This window comes from Ferroacidibacillus organovorans (assembly GCF_001642725.1).
GTDB classification, from domain to species: Bacteria; Bacillota; Bacilli; order Alicyclobacillales; family SLC66; genus Ferroacidibacillus; species Ferroacidibacillus organovorans.
This window is the reverse complement of record NZ_LSUQ01000014.1, coordinates 15,312-29,283: the sequence shown is the minus strand read 5'-3', so window position 1 is coordinate 29,283 and position 13,972 is coordinate 15,312. Positions and strand designations below refer to the sequence as shown.

Annotated in this window: 17 protein-coding genes; all 17 read left to right on the top strand. The window is 53.7% G+C overall.

Annotation, left to right across the window (positions count from 1 at the left end):
- Positions 1-52 precede the first annotated feature (52 nt).
- The 17 genes from murB (at position 53) to AYW79_RS06600 (ending at position 13,949) form a co-directional block, all read left to right on the top strand.
- Positions 53-973: a UDP-N-acetylmuramate dehydrogenase gene (gene murB / locus AYW79_RS06680; RefSeq protein ID WP_067563623.1), complete on the top strand. Its 921-nt coding sequence runs from the start codon at positions 53-55 to the stop codon at positions 971-973.
- Positions 974-978: 5 nt separating this feature from the next.
- Positions 979-2,271: a UDP-N-acetylglucosamine 1-carboxyvinyltransferase gene (murA, locus tag AYW79_RS06675; RefSeq protein ID WP_067563620.1), complete on the top strand. Its 1,293-nt coding sequence runs from the start codon at positions 979-981 to the stop codon at positions 2,269-2,271.
- Positions 2,272-2,367: 96 nt separating this feature from the next.
- Positions 2,368-3,129, top strand: a complete 762-nt coding sequence (locus AYW79_RS06670; RefSeq protein WP_067563528.1) for a cell division protein FtsQ/DivIB — start codon at positions 2,368-2,370, stop codon at positions 3,127-3,129.
- 29 nt (positions 3,130-3,158) lie between these two features.
- Entirely contained in the window at positions 3,159-3,854 is a 696-nt protein-coding gene (locus tag AYW79_RS06665) for a DUF881 domain-containing protein (protein ID WP_067563615.1), read from the top strand.
- Positions 3,854-4,594, top strand: a complete 741-nt coding sequence (locus tag AYW79_RS06660) for a DUF881 domain-containing protein (protein ID WP_067563526.1) — start codon at positions 3,854-3,856, stop codon at positions 4,592-4,594. Before AYW79_RS06665 ends, AYW79_RS06660 begins: the two co-directional genes overlap by 1 nt.
- On the top strand, positions 4,591-4,947 hold the full coding sequence (locus tag AYW79_RS06655) for a small basic family protein (protein WP_067563523.1): 357 nt from the start codon (positions 4,591-4,593) through the stop codon (positions 4,945-4,947). The genes AYW79_RS06660 and AYW79_RS06655 overlap by 4 nt, the downstream gene beginning before the upstream one ends.
- A gap of 82 nt (positions 4,948-5,029) precedes the next feature.
- Complete coding sequence (ftsA, locus tag AYW79_RS06650) at positions 5,030-6,253, top strand: cell division protein FtsA (protein WP_067563520.1); 1,224 nt, start codon at positions 5,030-5,032, stop codon at positions 6,251-6,253.
- Positions 6,254-6,286: 33 nt separating this feature from the next.
- Positions 6,287-7,363 carry a cell division protein FtsZ gene (ftsZ, locus tag AYW79_RS06645; protein WP_067563517.1) on the top strand — a complete coding sequence of 359 codons (1,077 nt, stop codon included), beginning with the start codon at positions 6,287-6,289 and terminating at the stop codon, positions 7,361-7,363.
- Positions 7,364-7,721: 358 nt separating this feature from the next.
- Entirely contained in the window at positions 7,722-8,732 is a 1,011-nt protein-coding gene (locus AYW79_RS06640) for a sigma-E processing peptidase SpoIIGA (RefSeq protein WP_067563514.1), read from the top strand.
- Complete coding sequence (sigE, locus tag AYW79_RS06635) at positions 8,695-9,399, top strand: RNA polymerase sporulation sigma factor SigE (RefSeq protein ID WP_418251484.1); 705 nt, start codon at positions 8,695-8,697, stop codon at positions 9,397-9,399. Before AYW79_RS06640 ends, sigE begins: the two co-directional genes overlap by 38 nt.
- An 81-nt stretch (positions 9,400-9,480) precedes the next feature.
- Positions 9,481-10,257 (top strand): RNA polymerase sporulation sigma factor SigG, encoded by a 777-nt coding sequence (gene sigG / locus AYW79_RS06630; RefSeq protein WP_067563511.1) that lies wholly within the window; start codon positions 9,481-9,483, stop codon positions 10,255-10,257.
- A gap of 154 nt (positions 10,258-10,411) precedes the next feature.
- On the top strand, positions 10,412-10,699 hold the full coding sequence (locus AYW79_RS06625; RefSeq protein WP_231877734.1) for a YlmC/YmxH family sporulation protein: 288 nt from the start codon (positions 10,412-10,414) through the stop codon (positions 10,697-10,699).
- Positions 10,700-10,778: 79 nt separating this feature from the next.
- A complete protein-coding gene (pgeF, locus tag AYW79_RS06620) occupies positions 10,779-11,621 on the top strand; it encodes a peptidoglycan editing factor PgeF (RefSeq protein ID WP_067563506.1) in 843 nt (280 codons plus the stop codon).
- On the top strand, positions 11,618-12,340 hold the full coding sequence (locus AYW79_RS06615; protein WP_067952635.1) for a YggS family pyridoxal phosphate-dependent enzyme: 723 nt from the start codon (positions 11,618-11,620) through the stop codon (positions 12,338-12,340). The genes pgeF and AYW79_RS06615 overlap by 4 nt, the downstream gene beginning before the upstream one ends.
- Positions 12,341-12,432: 92 nt before the next feature.
- On the top strand, positions 12,433-12,858 hold the full coding sequence (locus AYW79_RS06610; RefSeq protein ID WP_231877733.1) for a cell division protein SepF: 426 nt from the start codon (positions 12,433-12,435) through the stop codon (positions 12,856-12,858).
- A 4-nt stretch (positions 12,859-12,862) separates the two neighbouring features.
- Entirely contained in the window at positions 12,863-13,159 is a 297-nt protein-coding gene (locus tag AYW79_RS06605; protein ID WP_067563503.1) for a YggT family protein, read from the top strand.
- Between the two features lie 13 nt (positions 13,160-13,172).
- Complete coding sequence (locus tag AYW79_RS06600; protein ID WP_067563500.1) at positions 13,173-13,949, top strand: YlmH family RNA-binding protein; 777 nt, start codon at positions 13,173-13,175, stop codon at positions 13,947-13,949.
- Positions 13,950-13,972 lie beyond the last annotated feature (23 nt).

Here is a 13,972-nt window from a genome sequence, read left to right as displayed (position 1 = left end):
GAACAAGACCTGCCCCTGATCGGTGCGTTTCCTAAAAAAGGAGTCGTTTGTGTTGAATCCTCAAGCTCTCTACGCTCTGTTTGCGCCACTGGCAGACGATGTGCGAATCGATGAACCCTTAAAACGGCACACCTCGTGGCGGATTGGCGGACCGGCAGACGTCCTCGTCGCGCCGCGCGATCTTGAGTCGCTGCAAGCGTGTATCGCGTGCGCCTATGACGCGGGAATCCCCTATTTTATTTTGGGGCGCGGGAGTAACCTGCTCATACGCGACGGAGGGATTCGCGGGCTTGTCATCAAATTAGGCGATGCATTTTCAGAGCTTAGGATTGAGGGGCAAACACTGACGGCGCTCGCGGGACGCTCGATTGTCTCGGCGGCGAACCGATCCATGCGCGAGGGTCTGTCCGGATTGGAATTTGCAACAGGAATTCCAGGCTCCGTCGGTGGCGCTGTCACGATGAACGCGGGGGCGCACGGCGGAGAAATCAAGGATGTCTTGAAAGATGCGCTCGTTTTGACGCGCGAAGGAGCGTTAAAACATGTCTCATCACAGGATCTCGCGTTCTCTTACCGACACAGCGCGGTGCCAGAAAATGCGTGGACGGTCGTGCGCGCCACCTTCTCACTGCGCGCAGGCGATGTGATGGAAATGCGCGAGCGGACGGGCGCTTGGAGTCAGCGTCGACGTTTGACGCAACCTTTGTCTCAACCGAACTGCGGAAGTGTTTTTCGCAATCCGCCGGGCGATTACTCGGCGCGTCTAATCGAGGCGGCAGGGCTCAAAAATACGCGGGTCGGGGATGCGATGATCTCTGATGTACACGCGAATTTTATTGTGAATTTAGGAGCAGCAACGGCAGAGGACGTACTGGAATTGATGTCGCGCGCGCAAGAAGCGATTCAAACTCGCTTTGCCGTGGAACTCATCCCAGAGGTGCGTGTTGTCGGTGAGGCGAAGACGCAGGGGTGAACGATGTGGAGCGTTTAGTGATCGAAGGTGGACGCCGTTTAGCAGGCTCACTTCGTGTGCATGGTTCTAAAAATGCGGCATTGCCAATTCTCGCCGCAGTGACGATGGCGGATGAAGAGACACTCATTCGCGATGTCCCCAATCTGGAAGACATTCATGTCATGCTCGATATTCTTCGCTCGGTGGGCGCAAAAGTGCGCTATGTCGATCATCAAGTGTACATTGATCCGACGAGCATTGAGACCACCGTCATTCCTGACCATCTGATGAGTCAGATGCGGTCGAGCATTTTTCTTATGGGCCCGCTGCTCGCCCGCTTTGGTATGGTGCGAATCAGTAAACCAGGGGGGTGCTCCATTGGCAGTCGGCCTATTGATTTTCATTTAAAAGGGCTCGAACAATTGGGTGCAGAGGTCATTGATCGCCACGGTTATATTGAGTGTCGAGCAAATCGTCTGCGCGGCGGCGCTATTTTTCTAGATTTTCCGAGTGTCGGCGCGACGGAAAACCTGATGATGGCCGCGTGCCTTGCAGAAGGGGAGACGGTGATCGGGAATGCCGCGCGCGAGCCTGAAATTCGCGATCTCGCCGCATTTTTGACAACACTTGGGGCACGCATCAGCGGTGCCGGAGATGACACGATTGTCATCGAAGGTGTCCGTAGGCTACACGGCGGACAGTTTGACGTGTCACCTGATCGAATCGTCACAGGGACGCTCCTGATCGCCGGTGCGGTGACAGGTGGCCATGTTGTATTAACGAACGTGCGCCCGAGTGACTCTACGGCTGTCATCATGAAACTGCGTGAAGCCGGTGTTCAGATTTCTGCTTCCCGTGATATACTGGAAGTCAGAGAATCGAGCGAGTTGCGGGCGATCGACCGCGTTCAAACGGCGCCCTTCCCAGGGTTTCCAACAGATCTCCAGGCACCGTTGATGGCGCTTCTCTCCATGGCGAAAGGCACGAGCATCGTATCGGAGACCGTTTTTGAAGATCGCTTCCGACACGTGCCCGAACTGCTGCGCATGGGTGCGTCAATCAAGGTGGATCTGCGCACAGCGTTTGTGCGCGGTGTCAAAGAGTTGTCAGGTGCGCCTGTCTCTGCGACTGACTTGCGGGCGGGCGCGGCGCTTGTCGTGGCAGGACTCGCTGCAAGCGGAAGTACAGTGATTGACCGCGTCTTTCACATTGATCGTGGATATGAGAGCATCGAGTTGCAGTTGCGCGCGCTTGGGGCCGAGATCATTCGCGTCCGTGAACCAGAACGGCGGGCGCAGGGACTTACTGCACACGCGTAACGCGGTGACAGTCACGAGCGTGTGTCGCGCACCACATCCGAGAGGAGAGGCGCGGCACACGCCACACCGCACGCTAAATGGATGAGATCAAGGGAGATGGAGTACGCGTTGGCAGTCGAGGTGGCGTCTCCGAAACGGAGCCATAGGTTTTTTTATCTCTTCTTTATTTTTCTATTCCTTTTATCTGCTGCGGTTGTCACCTACTTAAAATCTCCACTTTCGGTCGTCAAGTCGATACAGATTAACGGAACAATCGATGTTCCTGCTTCCCTTGTCGCGCGCGATCTTGGCATTCAAGTGGGGGACAACCTGTGGCAAATCTCTGCCACAGCGGCGGAGCACCGGATTTTGTCTGATTTTCCGATTGTGCAGTCGGTCGATGTGACACGCAGCTTTGTGACACAGACAGTGCGCGTGACGATCACGCAAAAGCGTCTCGTTGGCATCCTTGACGCGAATCACTCGTTCTATCAGATCCTCTCAGACGGTACGGTATTAACACAGGATCCAACGGGAATTGGCGCGAATGCTCCGATTCTCTCGGTGACAGGGAACCTCAGTGTCAGTCCTGGGACGCGCGTGACAAATCCCGGTCTGCTCGCGCTCTGTCACACGATTGGGAACGTTCCTGCGGGGTTGATCTCGCCTTTTTCTGAGTTTAACGTCGAGCCGTATCAAGGAAAGCTGGCGATTGTCGGGTATACCAAGGATCGCTTTGAGGTCCTTCTCCCGATCGACCGCCTGGCAGTAGCGCTGCAAATGTTCGAAGCGATTCACGCGAAGCTGCTCAGTTCAAGAGTGGCACCTGGTCTTGTCGATCTGATCTCAAGTCAAGAAGGCGTATATAAACCATATTGATTTTTGCTCGTGGTGAGGTGTTTGAAGCAATGGAATCAGCGTCTCGCCAGATTGCGGCGTTTACGGTCGTGCTCTCTGTGCTCGGAATGATGCTCGCCGTTCAATATCGCGACGTAACCCTTGGCGGCGCCGCCCTTTTTTCGACGATGCCTGATATATCAGGGGCAGTATCGCGACTTGATGCGGTGGATGCTGAGAATCATCGGCTTCTTGAACAGACGCGCGTGACAGAGCAAAAAATCAATAAACTGGAATCGCAAATGATTCAAGAGGGGGGGGCTTCCTCGCAAGCGCTGCTCCTCATGCGTTCGGCTGCGCTCTTGAACGGTTCGACGAACGTGCACGGACCCGGAGTGACCCTGACAATTCGCGACGGGCATCTGACAGGCTTTGCCTATGAACAGTTTTTGACGCACGACTGGGATTTGCGGTCTGTAGTCAATGAACTATTCCTCGCAGGGGCGGACGCCGTCTCGATCAATCAAGTGCGAATCACGATGCAGACGGGGATCTTTTGCATCGGGCCGCTGATCCGCGTCGGCAGTGCAAAACTCGGACCGCCATTTGTCATTCGCGCGATTGGCAACAAAACGCTCTTGACGGATGCGCTTAATCTACCCGGTGGGGTGCTCGACGCATTGCGTGCGGCGAATCGCGGGTTACAGGTGTCAAAGCCGGTCGCCCACAGCGATGTGCAGATCCTGGCTGCGGGAGGGGTGGGCTGATGCCGTTTCAAAGGTATTCCGTGACAGGCGTCGCAGTCCTGCTCGGCGTGATGATTGGACTTGAATTTCACATGAACCGAACGAGTCCAGCGATCGCTTACAGCAGCTATCTAAACGCGACAGATGCGCTCTCCCAAGCGATCCAACGAACGCCGATCGTATCTCGGCAACTCGCGGCGGCGCGCGCGCAATTGAAAACATTGGAAGACGCATCGGAGCATACCGCGAAAGGATATTTGAAGCTGCAAAGCGAATTAAGAAGCGTTGAGAAACAGTCTGGGTTGACGTCGTGGGTGGGATCAGGCATAGCGATTCAAATTGCCTATGATCCGAACCTTCCTGTGATTCCAGGTTTGCGCTTTGTCGACGAGGCGACCCAGTTGCGCATGGTTGTGAACATTCTTGAATCGGCAGGCGCGCAAGCGATTGCGATCAACGGACAGCGCCTGGTAACCACGTCGAGCATCCGCTCGGTGATGGGGCTGAACGCGGCGCAAGGGCCATTTTCGTCAGCCGTTCAAATCAATGAGCAACCGGTTGACGCGCCTTATGTGATTCAGGCTGCAGGTAACCCGACGCAGTTAGCAAGTGTGCTCTCTGCAGAAGGATTTGCCGACCAGTTTCGCATTCTTGATCAAGCGTTTCGCGTCACGCTGTTTCGCGCACCGCATCTCCTCACGTTGCCCGCGTACACGGGTCCACTCCCAGGTGCATACGCAAAGGAGTCATTAAACGCATGAGGCGTACATTGCCACTTGTCGGATTGCTTGTCGGAATTGCGCTTGGGTTGGCCATTCCGATTCATCTTTCTTTGCAGTATGCATCCTATCTTTCCGTTGCGATTCTCGCCGCGGTCGATACCGTTTTTGGCGGCATCAAATCGTCTCTACTCCGACAATTTGACGCGCGTGTCTTTTTGACTGGATTTTTCTTTAATGCAGTGCTTTCCGCCGCGCTCGCTTTTGTCGGTTCTTACCTCGGTCTTGATCTCGCGCTCGCCGCGGTTGTCGCGTTTGGCGTGAGGATCTTTAACAATCTTGCCGCGATTCGTCACCAAATCTTAGGAAAAACAAAAATTGCATCCCCAAACTAGTCTTTTCATGCTAAGATATTCGGGAATAATTACGATTTTGTTAGAATAGCAACGGGTGTGCAACAGAAGGGAGTGCCGCTCCTTGACCAAAGGAGATATTATCGTTGGCTTGGATATTGGCACGTCAATTATCCGGGCGATCATTGGGGAAGTCGAACATTCAGGGATTAGTGTCATTGGTGTGGGAACTGCCAAAAGTGACGGAATTAAAAAAGGTGCGATTGTTGATATCGATAAAACAGTTGTCGCGATTCGTGAGGCAGTGAATCACGCAGAGCGAATGGTGGGCATTGATATTCAATCGGCTTATATTTCCGTGTCTGGGAATCACATCGCATTGCAACCGAGTCACGGAATTGTCGCCGTCTCATCGGAAGATCGGGAAATTGGCGACGAAGATGTAGAGCGCGTCATCGCGGCGACGCGCGTGATCAACCTTCCGCCTGATCGTGAGATTGTCGATGTGGTACCGCGCGAATACACGGTGGATGGCCTTTCCGAAGTTTCTGATCCGCGCGGCATGATTGGCGTTCGACTTGAAGTTGACGTTTATGTGGTGACCGGTTCGCGCACGGTGCTTCATAACCTGCTGCGCTGTGTCGAGCGCGCGGGACTGGAAGTGGCGGGGACGGTGTTCACACCGCTTGCGGCGGCTGGAATGATCTTATCGCCGGATGAGCGCCGTCTTGGCGTTACGCTTGTCGATGTGGGCGCAGGCTCGACGACCGTGTCCGTTTTTGAAAATGGACTCCTTGAGCGGTACGCGATCATCCCGATTGGCAGCGACAGTGTCACGAATGACATCTCTGTCGGACTGGAACTCGGGTATGACACGGCGGAGATGGTCAAACTGCGCTACGGAATCGCCGATATTTCTCTTGTGAAAGAAGAGGAAAAGTTTAAGGCGCATCGAATAGGTAGTCAGGAAGAGCAAGAATTTACGGTACAAAAGCTCGAATATATTATCGAATCTCGCATGCAAGAGATTTATGCGCTGGTAAAACTTGAATTGGAACGCCAAGGCTACCCAAAAGGGTTGCCAGGCGGTTATGTATTGACTGGCGGTGGGATGCTTTTGCGCGGGGCTGATCGCTTGGCGGCAAAAGAATTGGATGCGCAAGTGCGCATCGCAGTTCCTGACTTTGTCGGTGTTCGCGATCCGTCCTATGTGAGCTGTGTCAGTATGGTGCAGTACGTTTCGCGCATGTTTGGCAAACAAATGGTTGCCGCATCCTCTAGTATCAAACGCAAATCGTCAGGATCGGCATTTTCACGCCTAAAAAATTGGCTTCAGGATTTTATTTGATTGTAGCGTCGATTTCGTCAAGGAGGACATGAAATGCTCGAGTTTGATTATGAAATGGATTCGCTCGCACACATCAAAGTGATTGGTGTCGGCGGCGGCGGATGCAACGCAGTGAACCGTATGATTGAAGGCGGCATTCAAGGCGTCGATTTTATCACGGTCAATACGGATGCGCAGGCGTTACATCTCTCTAAAGCGCGCGAACGAATTCAGATTGGCGAAAAATTGACGCGCGGTTTGGGTGCGGGCGCGAATCCAGATATCGGAAAACGCGCGGCAGAAGAGAGTCGCGAGCAGATCATGATGGCGCTAAAAGGCGCCGATATGGTGTTTGTCACGGCTGGAATGGGGGGCGGCACCGGAACGGGCGCCGCGCCGGTCGTTGCCGAAATTGCAAAGGAACTCGGCGCTCTAACGGTTGGTGTCGTTACAAAACCGTTTACCTTTGAGGGAAGACGCCGCCTTAACCAGGCAGAGAGCGGCATCACCGCGCTCAAAGAAAAAGTGGATACGCTGATTGTCATCCCGAACGATCGATTACTTGAGATTGTCGAGAAGAATACACCGATGCTTGAGGCGTTTCGCGAAGCGGACAATGTGCTTCGTCAAGGCGTATCCGGCATTTCTGACTTGATCGCAGAAACGGGACTGATCAACGTCGACTTTGCAGACGTGAAGGCGATCATGACGGAGCGCGGGTCAGCGCTTATGGGGATTGGCGTCGCGAGTGGCGAAAAGCGTGCGGCAGAAGCTGCGCAAAAGGCGATCCGCAGCCCCCTTCTCGATACGCCGATCGATGGTGCGCGCGGCGTATTGATTCATGTCGCGGGTGGCGAGAACCTCAGCTTGTTTGAAGTTAACGAGGCGGCAAATATTGTCGCAGAGGCGGCAGATCCGGAAGTGAACTTTATCTTTGGTGCGGTGATCAAACCGGAACTAAAAGACGAACTCATTGTCACGGTAATCGCGACTGGTTTTGAGCACCGGGCGGGGACGTCTACACCGCGACCGATTGCGCAGCGTGTTGATCCGCGCCCTGCTACTGTATCTGGAACAGATAACTTGGAAATTCCTGCATTTTTGCGTAATCGCCCTTCGGGCCGCGTTTGATCTTTCCCCTGAGGTTTGAAAACACGTGATGCGATCACGTGCGATGTGAAAAGGAGGACCCCGCAGGGAGGTCCTCACGCCGTCAAGGTGAACCTTGACGGTTTTTTGCGTTACCTTCGCAGCAAAAGGCGATCCGCGAAGGCGAGGATGAGGGCCGCGATGTCCCGCACGATGCGAAGCCAAAGAACCATCTGATCCCACCCCTCACGTTTAAGTGCAGAAAGCGCGGCGCTTTGGGGACATCCGTGTTTATCGCGGGTTTTCGACAGGAAAAATCCTCTTGCAAGCGGGCTAAATCGACAACCTTTGCAATACATATGTACTATACTTTGGGCACATTCCCGAGGGAGGTGCGCTAGTGGTTGTCTATCTCGATCTCACCTTCCTCGTGAATTTGTTGGTTGATTCGATGCTTCTTTGGTTGACGTCATATCTCTTGAGATTGCGTGCGCGACCAAGCAGGATAGGATTGGCGGCGAGTCTCGGTTCGCTCTACTCAGTTTTGTCGCTCTTTCCGTGGGGTACAGAGCTAAACGCAGCGTGGTGCAAAACCGTATTTTCTGTATTGTTTCTCGCCTTTTTGCAACCGCGCGGCTCCTTTCAATTAGGGCGGCTTCGCTATGGGGGGTCACTCGCGCGAACGCTCGCCGTTTTTTATCTCACAGCGTTCTGTCTGGCTGGCGCCGTGTATGGAAGCTACAGTTTTTTTGGTAAGACAAGCGTAATGCCTGGGCTTGAACTCGTGCGTGGCCGCATTGCCTGGTGGACTAGCATTCCGGCTTGGCTCACGGTGGCGCTTGCCCCAATCGTACTCTTTAGTGTGCGCTATGCAACATCGACGGTAAAACGGCGACAGCAGATGAATCGCGAGACGGTGCGCGTGACCATCACCGTACATGAAGAGTCGGTTGAAGCGCTTTGTCTTGTCGATACAGGTAACGCCTTGATCGATCCAATCACGCATGCGCCTGTTGCCGTCGTCACAGCGCAGAGCATAAAGAGCCTCTTGCCCCCATGGCTTTGTGAGGTGGTGGCGCGCGGGGAGGATCCTGTCAAAGCACTCTACAAAGCGCCGATCGGGTTAGGAGAAGGCAACATGCATTTCACGATGGTGCCTTATCGCGGCATTGGCGCAGAGCAAGGGATGCTCCTGGCGTTTCGGCCGACCGATGTGACGTATCAGGCGCGCCAGGGCAACATGTCGCTCATGCCGCTGGTCATCGCACTGCGGATTCAGCCGATGTCAGACAAAGATCACTATGATGGTATATTGCCCGCAACAGCGTTTGGGGAAAGGAGCGCACAGCATGAACATTCCCATCCGCGTCCGAATGCAGACGCGCCTCTTCGTCCTTCGCATCCTGCTTAGCATCGGGCGCGCCCCGGAGTCCATTTGGTACGTTGGAGGAAGTGAGGCACTACCGCCTCCGCTCTCGCGCGATGAGGAAGAATATCTTCTCTCTCGCTTGCCAAGCGGCGACGAAGCGGTGCGCGCCATGCTCATTGAACGCAATTTGCGGCTCGTCGTCTACATTGCGAGAAAGTTTGAGAATACGGGAATTCATATTGAAGATCTCGTTTCCATTGGAACGATCGGACTCATCAAAGCGGTAAATACGTTTGATGTAGAGAAAAAGATTAAACTGGCAACGTACGCCTCTCGCTGCATTGAGAATGAGATTCTCATGTTCCTGCGCAGGAACAGCAAGATTCGAATCGAAGTATCCTTTGATGAACCACTCAATGTGGATTGGGATGGAAACGAACTCCTCTTGTCTGATGTTCTCGGGACAGAGAGCGACACCATCTACAGAGATATCGAAGACCAAGTGGATCGCAACCTACTCTATAGCGCGCTTGAGAAATTGACGGAGCGCGAGAGAAAGATCATGGAAATGCGTTTTGGCTTGACGGGTGAAAAGGATATGACACAAAAAGACGTGGCCGATCTTCTGGGAATTTCACAGTCCTATATCTCTCGCCTGGAAAAGCGAATTATCAAACGTTTGCGTAAAGAGTTTCACAAGCTGACATAGGCGACCGGTCTGCATATTTCCCCTCCGCCGGGACATACTGGTACTCAAGTTGTACCGGAATGCTCGTCTGGAGGGACAGCCTTGAAGCGCAACAAAGTCGAGATTTGCGGTGTCAACACTTCGCAACTTCCCGTGCTCACAAACGCTGAGATGCGCGATCTGTTTGCCCGCATGCAAGCGGGGGAGCGACCCGCGCGCGAAAAACTGGTCAGCGGTAATCTTCGTCTCGTGCTCTCCGTGATTCAGCGCTTTAACAATCGCGGTGAGTATGTAGATGATCTCTTTCAAGTTGGATGCATTGGTCTCATGAAGGCGATCGACAATTTTGATCTCGGTCAAAATGTAAAATTCTCGACCTATGCTGTCCCCATGATTATTGGTGAAATCAGACGCTATCTTCGTGATAACAATCCCATACGCGTAAGTCGATCGCTGCGCGATATTGCGTATCGCGCGCTTCAAATTCGCGATCAGCTCACAAATCGGAATCTGCGTGAGCCTACGATCGCCGAGATCTCTTCGGCCATGGAAGTGCCCAAAGAAGATGTGGTCTTCGCGCTCGATGCGATCCAGGATCCGGTCTCGCTGTTTGAGCCGATTTACCACGATGGCGGCGATCCCATTTTTGTGATGGATCAGATCAGCGATGACAAACAACAGGATGTCACGTGGGTGGAAGGGATCGCAATCCGCGAAGCGATGCGTCGACTCTCGATGCGGGAAAAACGGATTTTGTCCATGCGATTTTTTGAGGGAAAGACGCAAATGGAAGTTGCGGATGAGATAGGCATCTCGCAGGCGCAAGTTTCTCGATTAGAAAAGGCGGCCATTTCGCATATGCAAAAGTTCATTACGTAGTGGGCAGTCGACAGAAATATAAAACGCGTGCGTCCAGGTGTCAGAAAGGTGGAAAGAATAAGGCAGGACGTACATAGGCTTGTAGTGGACCAGCGCCAACACAGCGACAAGCGGTCGTTGCACGGCTCAGATGGCGGGACCGGGGGGCGCTTTGATGAGGGCTTCGGAACTGCAAGCGAAAGATGTGATTAATATTGGGGATGGAAGGCGACTCGGATCGATTGGGGATCTCGATATCGATCTCGATTCGGGAATGATTAAAACGCTGATCATCCCTCCTGCTGGAAAATTTTTTGGCATGTTTGCAAGCGGCGAAGAGGTGGTGATCTCCTTTACACAAATCGTAAAGATTGGATCAGATGTGGTTTTGGTGGATCTGCGCGCGCAGCGTGAGTCCCCACTGCTCTCTTCCCACACTTCACACACATCAAACGGATATTGACGCACTGCATCCATTACGCAGATGGGAGAGGGGTGACCCATCTGCGTTTTTTTGATACCATCAGGAAGGGTAATCTTTGATGGAGGGATTTATGGACGCGCTACGCCTATTGCAGTTTGAAGAGTATGGCGCGATCGCGCAGTTTACGCGTTCGGACGCGCCGGGTGCGAGTTGTGACTCGTTTTCCTCGCTCAATTTGGGGCTTCATGTCGGGGACGATCCAGAAGTGGTTCAGAAAAACCGACGAATCGCGGCGGACATTGCAGGGATTTCAGAAACGCGCATCGTGTATGCCGAGCAGGTTCACGGCGCGCGCGTTGCGGTGGTTCACGCGGATGACGCGGGGCGCGGCGCTTTTGACACGGCGGATGCGATCAAAGGGGTGGATGGGCTCGTCTCGACGGCGCGCGGACTTTTGCTCGCCATTCTCGCGGCGGATTGCACGCCGGTTCTCTTCTATGATCCATACGCGGGTGTGATCGGAGCGGCGCATGCAGGTTGGAAAGGCACTGCGCAAGGTGTGGTGATGGAGACGATTAAAGAGATGAAAAAACTGGGGGCAAACCCAGAGGACATGCTCGTCGCGCTGGGACCGGCGATCCGCGGCTGCTGCTATGAGGTCGACCAGCCGGTCACTGACGCGCTTGAAGACATGTATCGCAAGCTGGCGACGCGAGAGCCAATCCCGTTTCGCGTGTCGGAGCGTGCGGCAGAACGGACGATGGTTGATTTGCCGACGCTTGCGCGGTTGCAGGCAGAACAGCTCGGTGTTCCGCATGGGCAAGTGATTGATACCAGCATTTGCACACACTGTATGCCCGGTTTTTTTTCGCATCGAAAGCTTCGTGGCAAAGCGGGACGGCACGCGGGGTTCATCGCGATAAAGCCGCGTCGATTGTCGCTTCGGGGGAGAATGCGATGAGCGATGAAATGGACGTACAGGCAATTCTGCGCACGGCGCGCGTTTTGCGCGTGCGAGAGCGCATTGAACAGGCGTGCGCGCGCGCAGGTAGGCCAACCGATTCTGTGCGATTGATCGCGGTGACAAAATATGTTTCAAAAGAGGAAACGGCGGAACTCTATAAGCAGGGACTGCGGGATATGGGCGAGAATCGCTGGCAAGTATTAAAGCAAAAGCTTGTCGCTGACCTTCCTGTATCGTGGCATTTTATTGGACCGCTGCAAACCAATAAGGTTAAAGAGGTTCTGCGTCACGTCTCCTATGTACACTCTTTGGATCGCGTGAAGCTGGCTGACGCGCTTGCAAGTGAGGCGCAGAATGCTGGAATTTCGGTGCGCGTGTTGATCCAAGTCAATGTGACCAGAGAGTCGCAAAAATCAGGCATAGCGCCAGAGCAGATTGACGGGCTACTCGAACATGTGCTTAAACAAGGCGAAATCGAAGTTGCAGGGCTTATGACCATCGGTGTACAAGGCGCGGACGAACACGCTGCGCGATCCACATTCGCACGACTACGCGCTCTGCGCGACCGCGTAGAGGCGCGCTTTGACATAAAGCTACCCGAACTGTCGATGGGGATGTCAGCCGATTTTTTGTGGGCGATTGAAGAGGGAGCCACCATGGTGCGCGTGGGACGCGAACTCACGGGAGATGGCAAAAACCTGCAGGATTCGATTTGATTTCCCATAAATCGCGTTTTCCTCTCGAACAATTCTACGAGATGGTGTATCTTAGAAGATGAGCTATCATAAGGATAAAAGGACGTGAGATCGTGTTGCGCAGAATGTGGCAATTTCTCGGACTCGCCGACGAAGAAGAGGAGGATGAGAGCTTGTTTGAAGAACATGCTCCCGAACCGGAGATTGAGCCGTTGACCCAGGGGAAACGCGCGACCGTTGTGAGTCTTCACACGCAAAAACAAGTGCGCGTTGTACTCGTAGAACCGACGAACTATGAAGATTCGCAGGGAATTGCCGATCATTTAAAAGCGCACCGCTCCGTGATCATTAATCTTCACCGCTGTCCGTATGATCAATCGGCGCGTGTGGTAGACTTTATGAGTGGATGTGTCTATGCGGTTGGCGGCATAATGCAAAAGTTGGGGCACCTCATTTTTCTGTGCGCGCCGGACAATGTAGACGTGCAAGGAACGATCAGTGAGTATTTGGCGAATGAGAGTCGAGCACAGTTGAGGTGAGTATGTGGCGGTTACGATTTTAAATCTCTTGAGTTGGATCCTTGAAGTGTACTGGTACGTGCTGCTCGCGCGTATCATCCTGAGTTACTTTCCTGATGCACAACGATCATCTTTTGGTCGCTATCTGTATACGATCACAGAACCTTACTTCGGACTGTTCCGCCGCATGATCCCTATGGTCTCGCTCGGCGGCGCGTATATTGATCTTTCCTCTATTGTCGCGCTGATTGCGTATACTTTTATCCGAAGCGGGTTGCTTGCCGTGGTGATATGGCTGTTTAATGCCATAGGGCTTGGCTAGGGGAGACTGTCAGATGCAACAAAATGGACAGGGTCTTGCGGCCGATGAACAGGTGTTTTTAAAACGGATGGCCGATTTGGCTCGACGCGCATCGCAAAAAGGCATTTGGACACTCTCCGCTTTTGGTTCGCCGCGCGAAACAGAACTCGCGCGAATTGCGGCAAAACGCGAGTCGATGTCGGTACACGCGTATGGCGGATTTCCCGGCGCAGAACGCGTGCGTGTACTGTTTGCAGACGCGCCGGACGTGGCGCACGACGCGTATGAGATCGCGTGTCTTACCGTCACGTGTAGTGTTCAGGATCACATGACGCACGGACAGGTTCTCGGCTCTATCCTTGGGCTGGGACTCAACCGCGATGTTCTTGGCGATCTTTTGGTGACGGGCAATACGGCGCATGTTTTTTGTACTGAAGCGATCAAGCCATTTCTTCTTTCAACGCTTTCTCGCGTGGGGCCGCACGCGGTGCATGTGGTAGAGGCGCGCGAATCGCTTGTGCTTCAAGGCACTTTTGAAAATTGGGAGGAACATCAGTTTACCGTTTCGTCCCTGCGTCTTGACGCGTTTCTCGCGCATGCGTTTTCGATGTCGAGAAGTAAGGCAGTGGAACCGATTCACGCGGGTTTGGTTCAAGTGAATCATCGCGTAAGGGTTGATCCGGCCTTCACGCTTCGCGAGGGGGATGTAATCTCGCTACGCGGGTTTGGTCGAGCGAAGGTGATCGAACTCGCGGGAACGTCGAAAAAGGGGCGTCTCGTGATTCGGGCGGGTCGATTGCGGTCGAACTGATCGGATTTTTTTGCTCCGCGTGC

Coding starts and splice junctions, on each gene's coding strand:
- AYW79_RS06625 (WP_231877734.1), top strand. CDS start 10,412: ATGAGGGCTTCGGAACTGCAAGCGAAAGATGTGATTAATATTGGGGAT.
- AYW79_RS06655 (WP_067563523.1), top strand. CDS start 4,591: ATGAGGCGTACATTGCCACTTGTCGGATTGCTTGTCGGAATTGCGCTT.
- AYW79_RS06660 (WP_067563526.1), top strand. CDS start 3,854: ATGCCGTTTCAAAGGTATTCCGTGACAGGCGTCGCAGTCCTGCTCGGC.
- sigE (WP_418251484.1), top strand. CDS start 8,695: ATGCAGACGCGCCTCTTCGTCCTTCGCATCCTGCTTAGCATCGGGCGC.
- AYW79_RS06615 (WP_067952635.1), top strand. CDS start 11,618: ATGAGCGATGAAATGGACGTACAGGCAATTCTGCGCACGGCGCGCGTT.
- AYW79_RS06670 (WP_067563528.1), top strand. CDS start 2,368: ATGGAGTACGCGTTGGCAGTCGAGGTGGCGTCTCCGAAACGGAGCCAT.
- AYW79_RS06665 (WP_067563615.1), top strand. CDS start 3,159: ATGGAATCAGCGTCTCGCCAGATTGCGGCGTTTACGGTCGTGCTCTCT.
- AYW79_RS06600 (WP_067563500.1), top strand. CDS start 13,173: ATGCAACAAAATGGACAGGGTCTTGCGGCCGATGAACAGGTGTTTTTA.
- ftsZ (WP_067563517.1), top strand. CDS start 6,287: ATGCTCGAGTTTGATTATGAAATGGATTCGCTCGCACACATCAAAGTG.
- pgeF (WP_067563506.1), top strand. CDS start 10,779: ATGGAGGGATTTATGGACGCGCTACGCCTATTGCAGTTTGAAGAGTAT.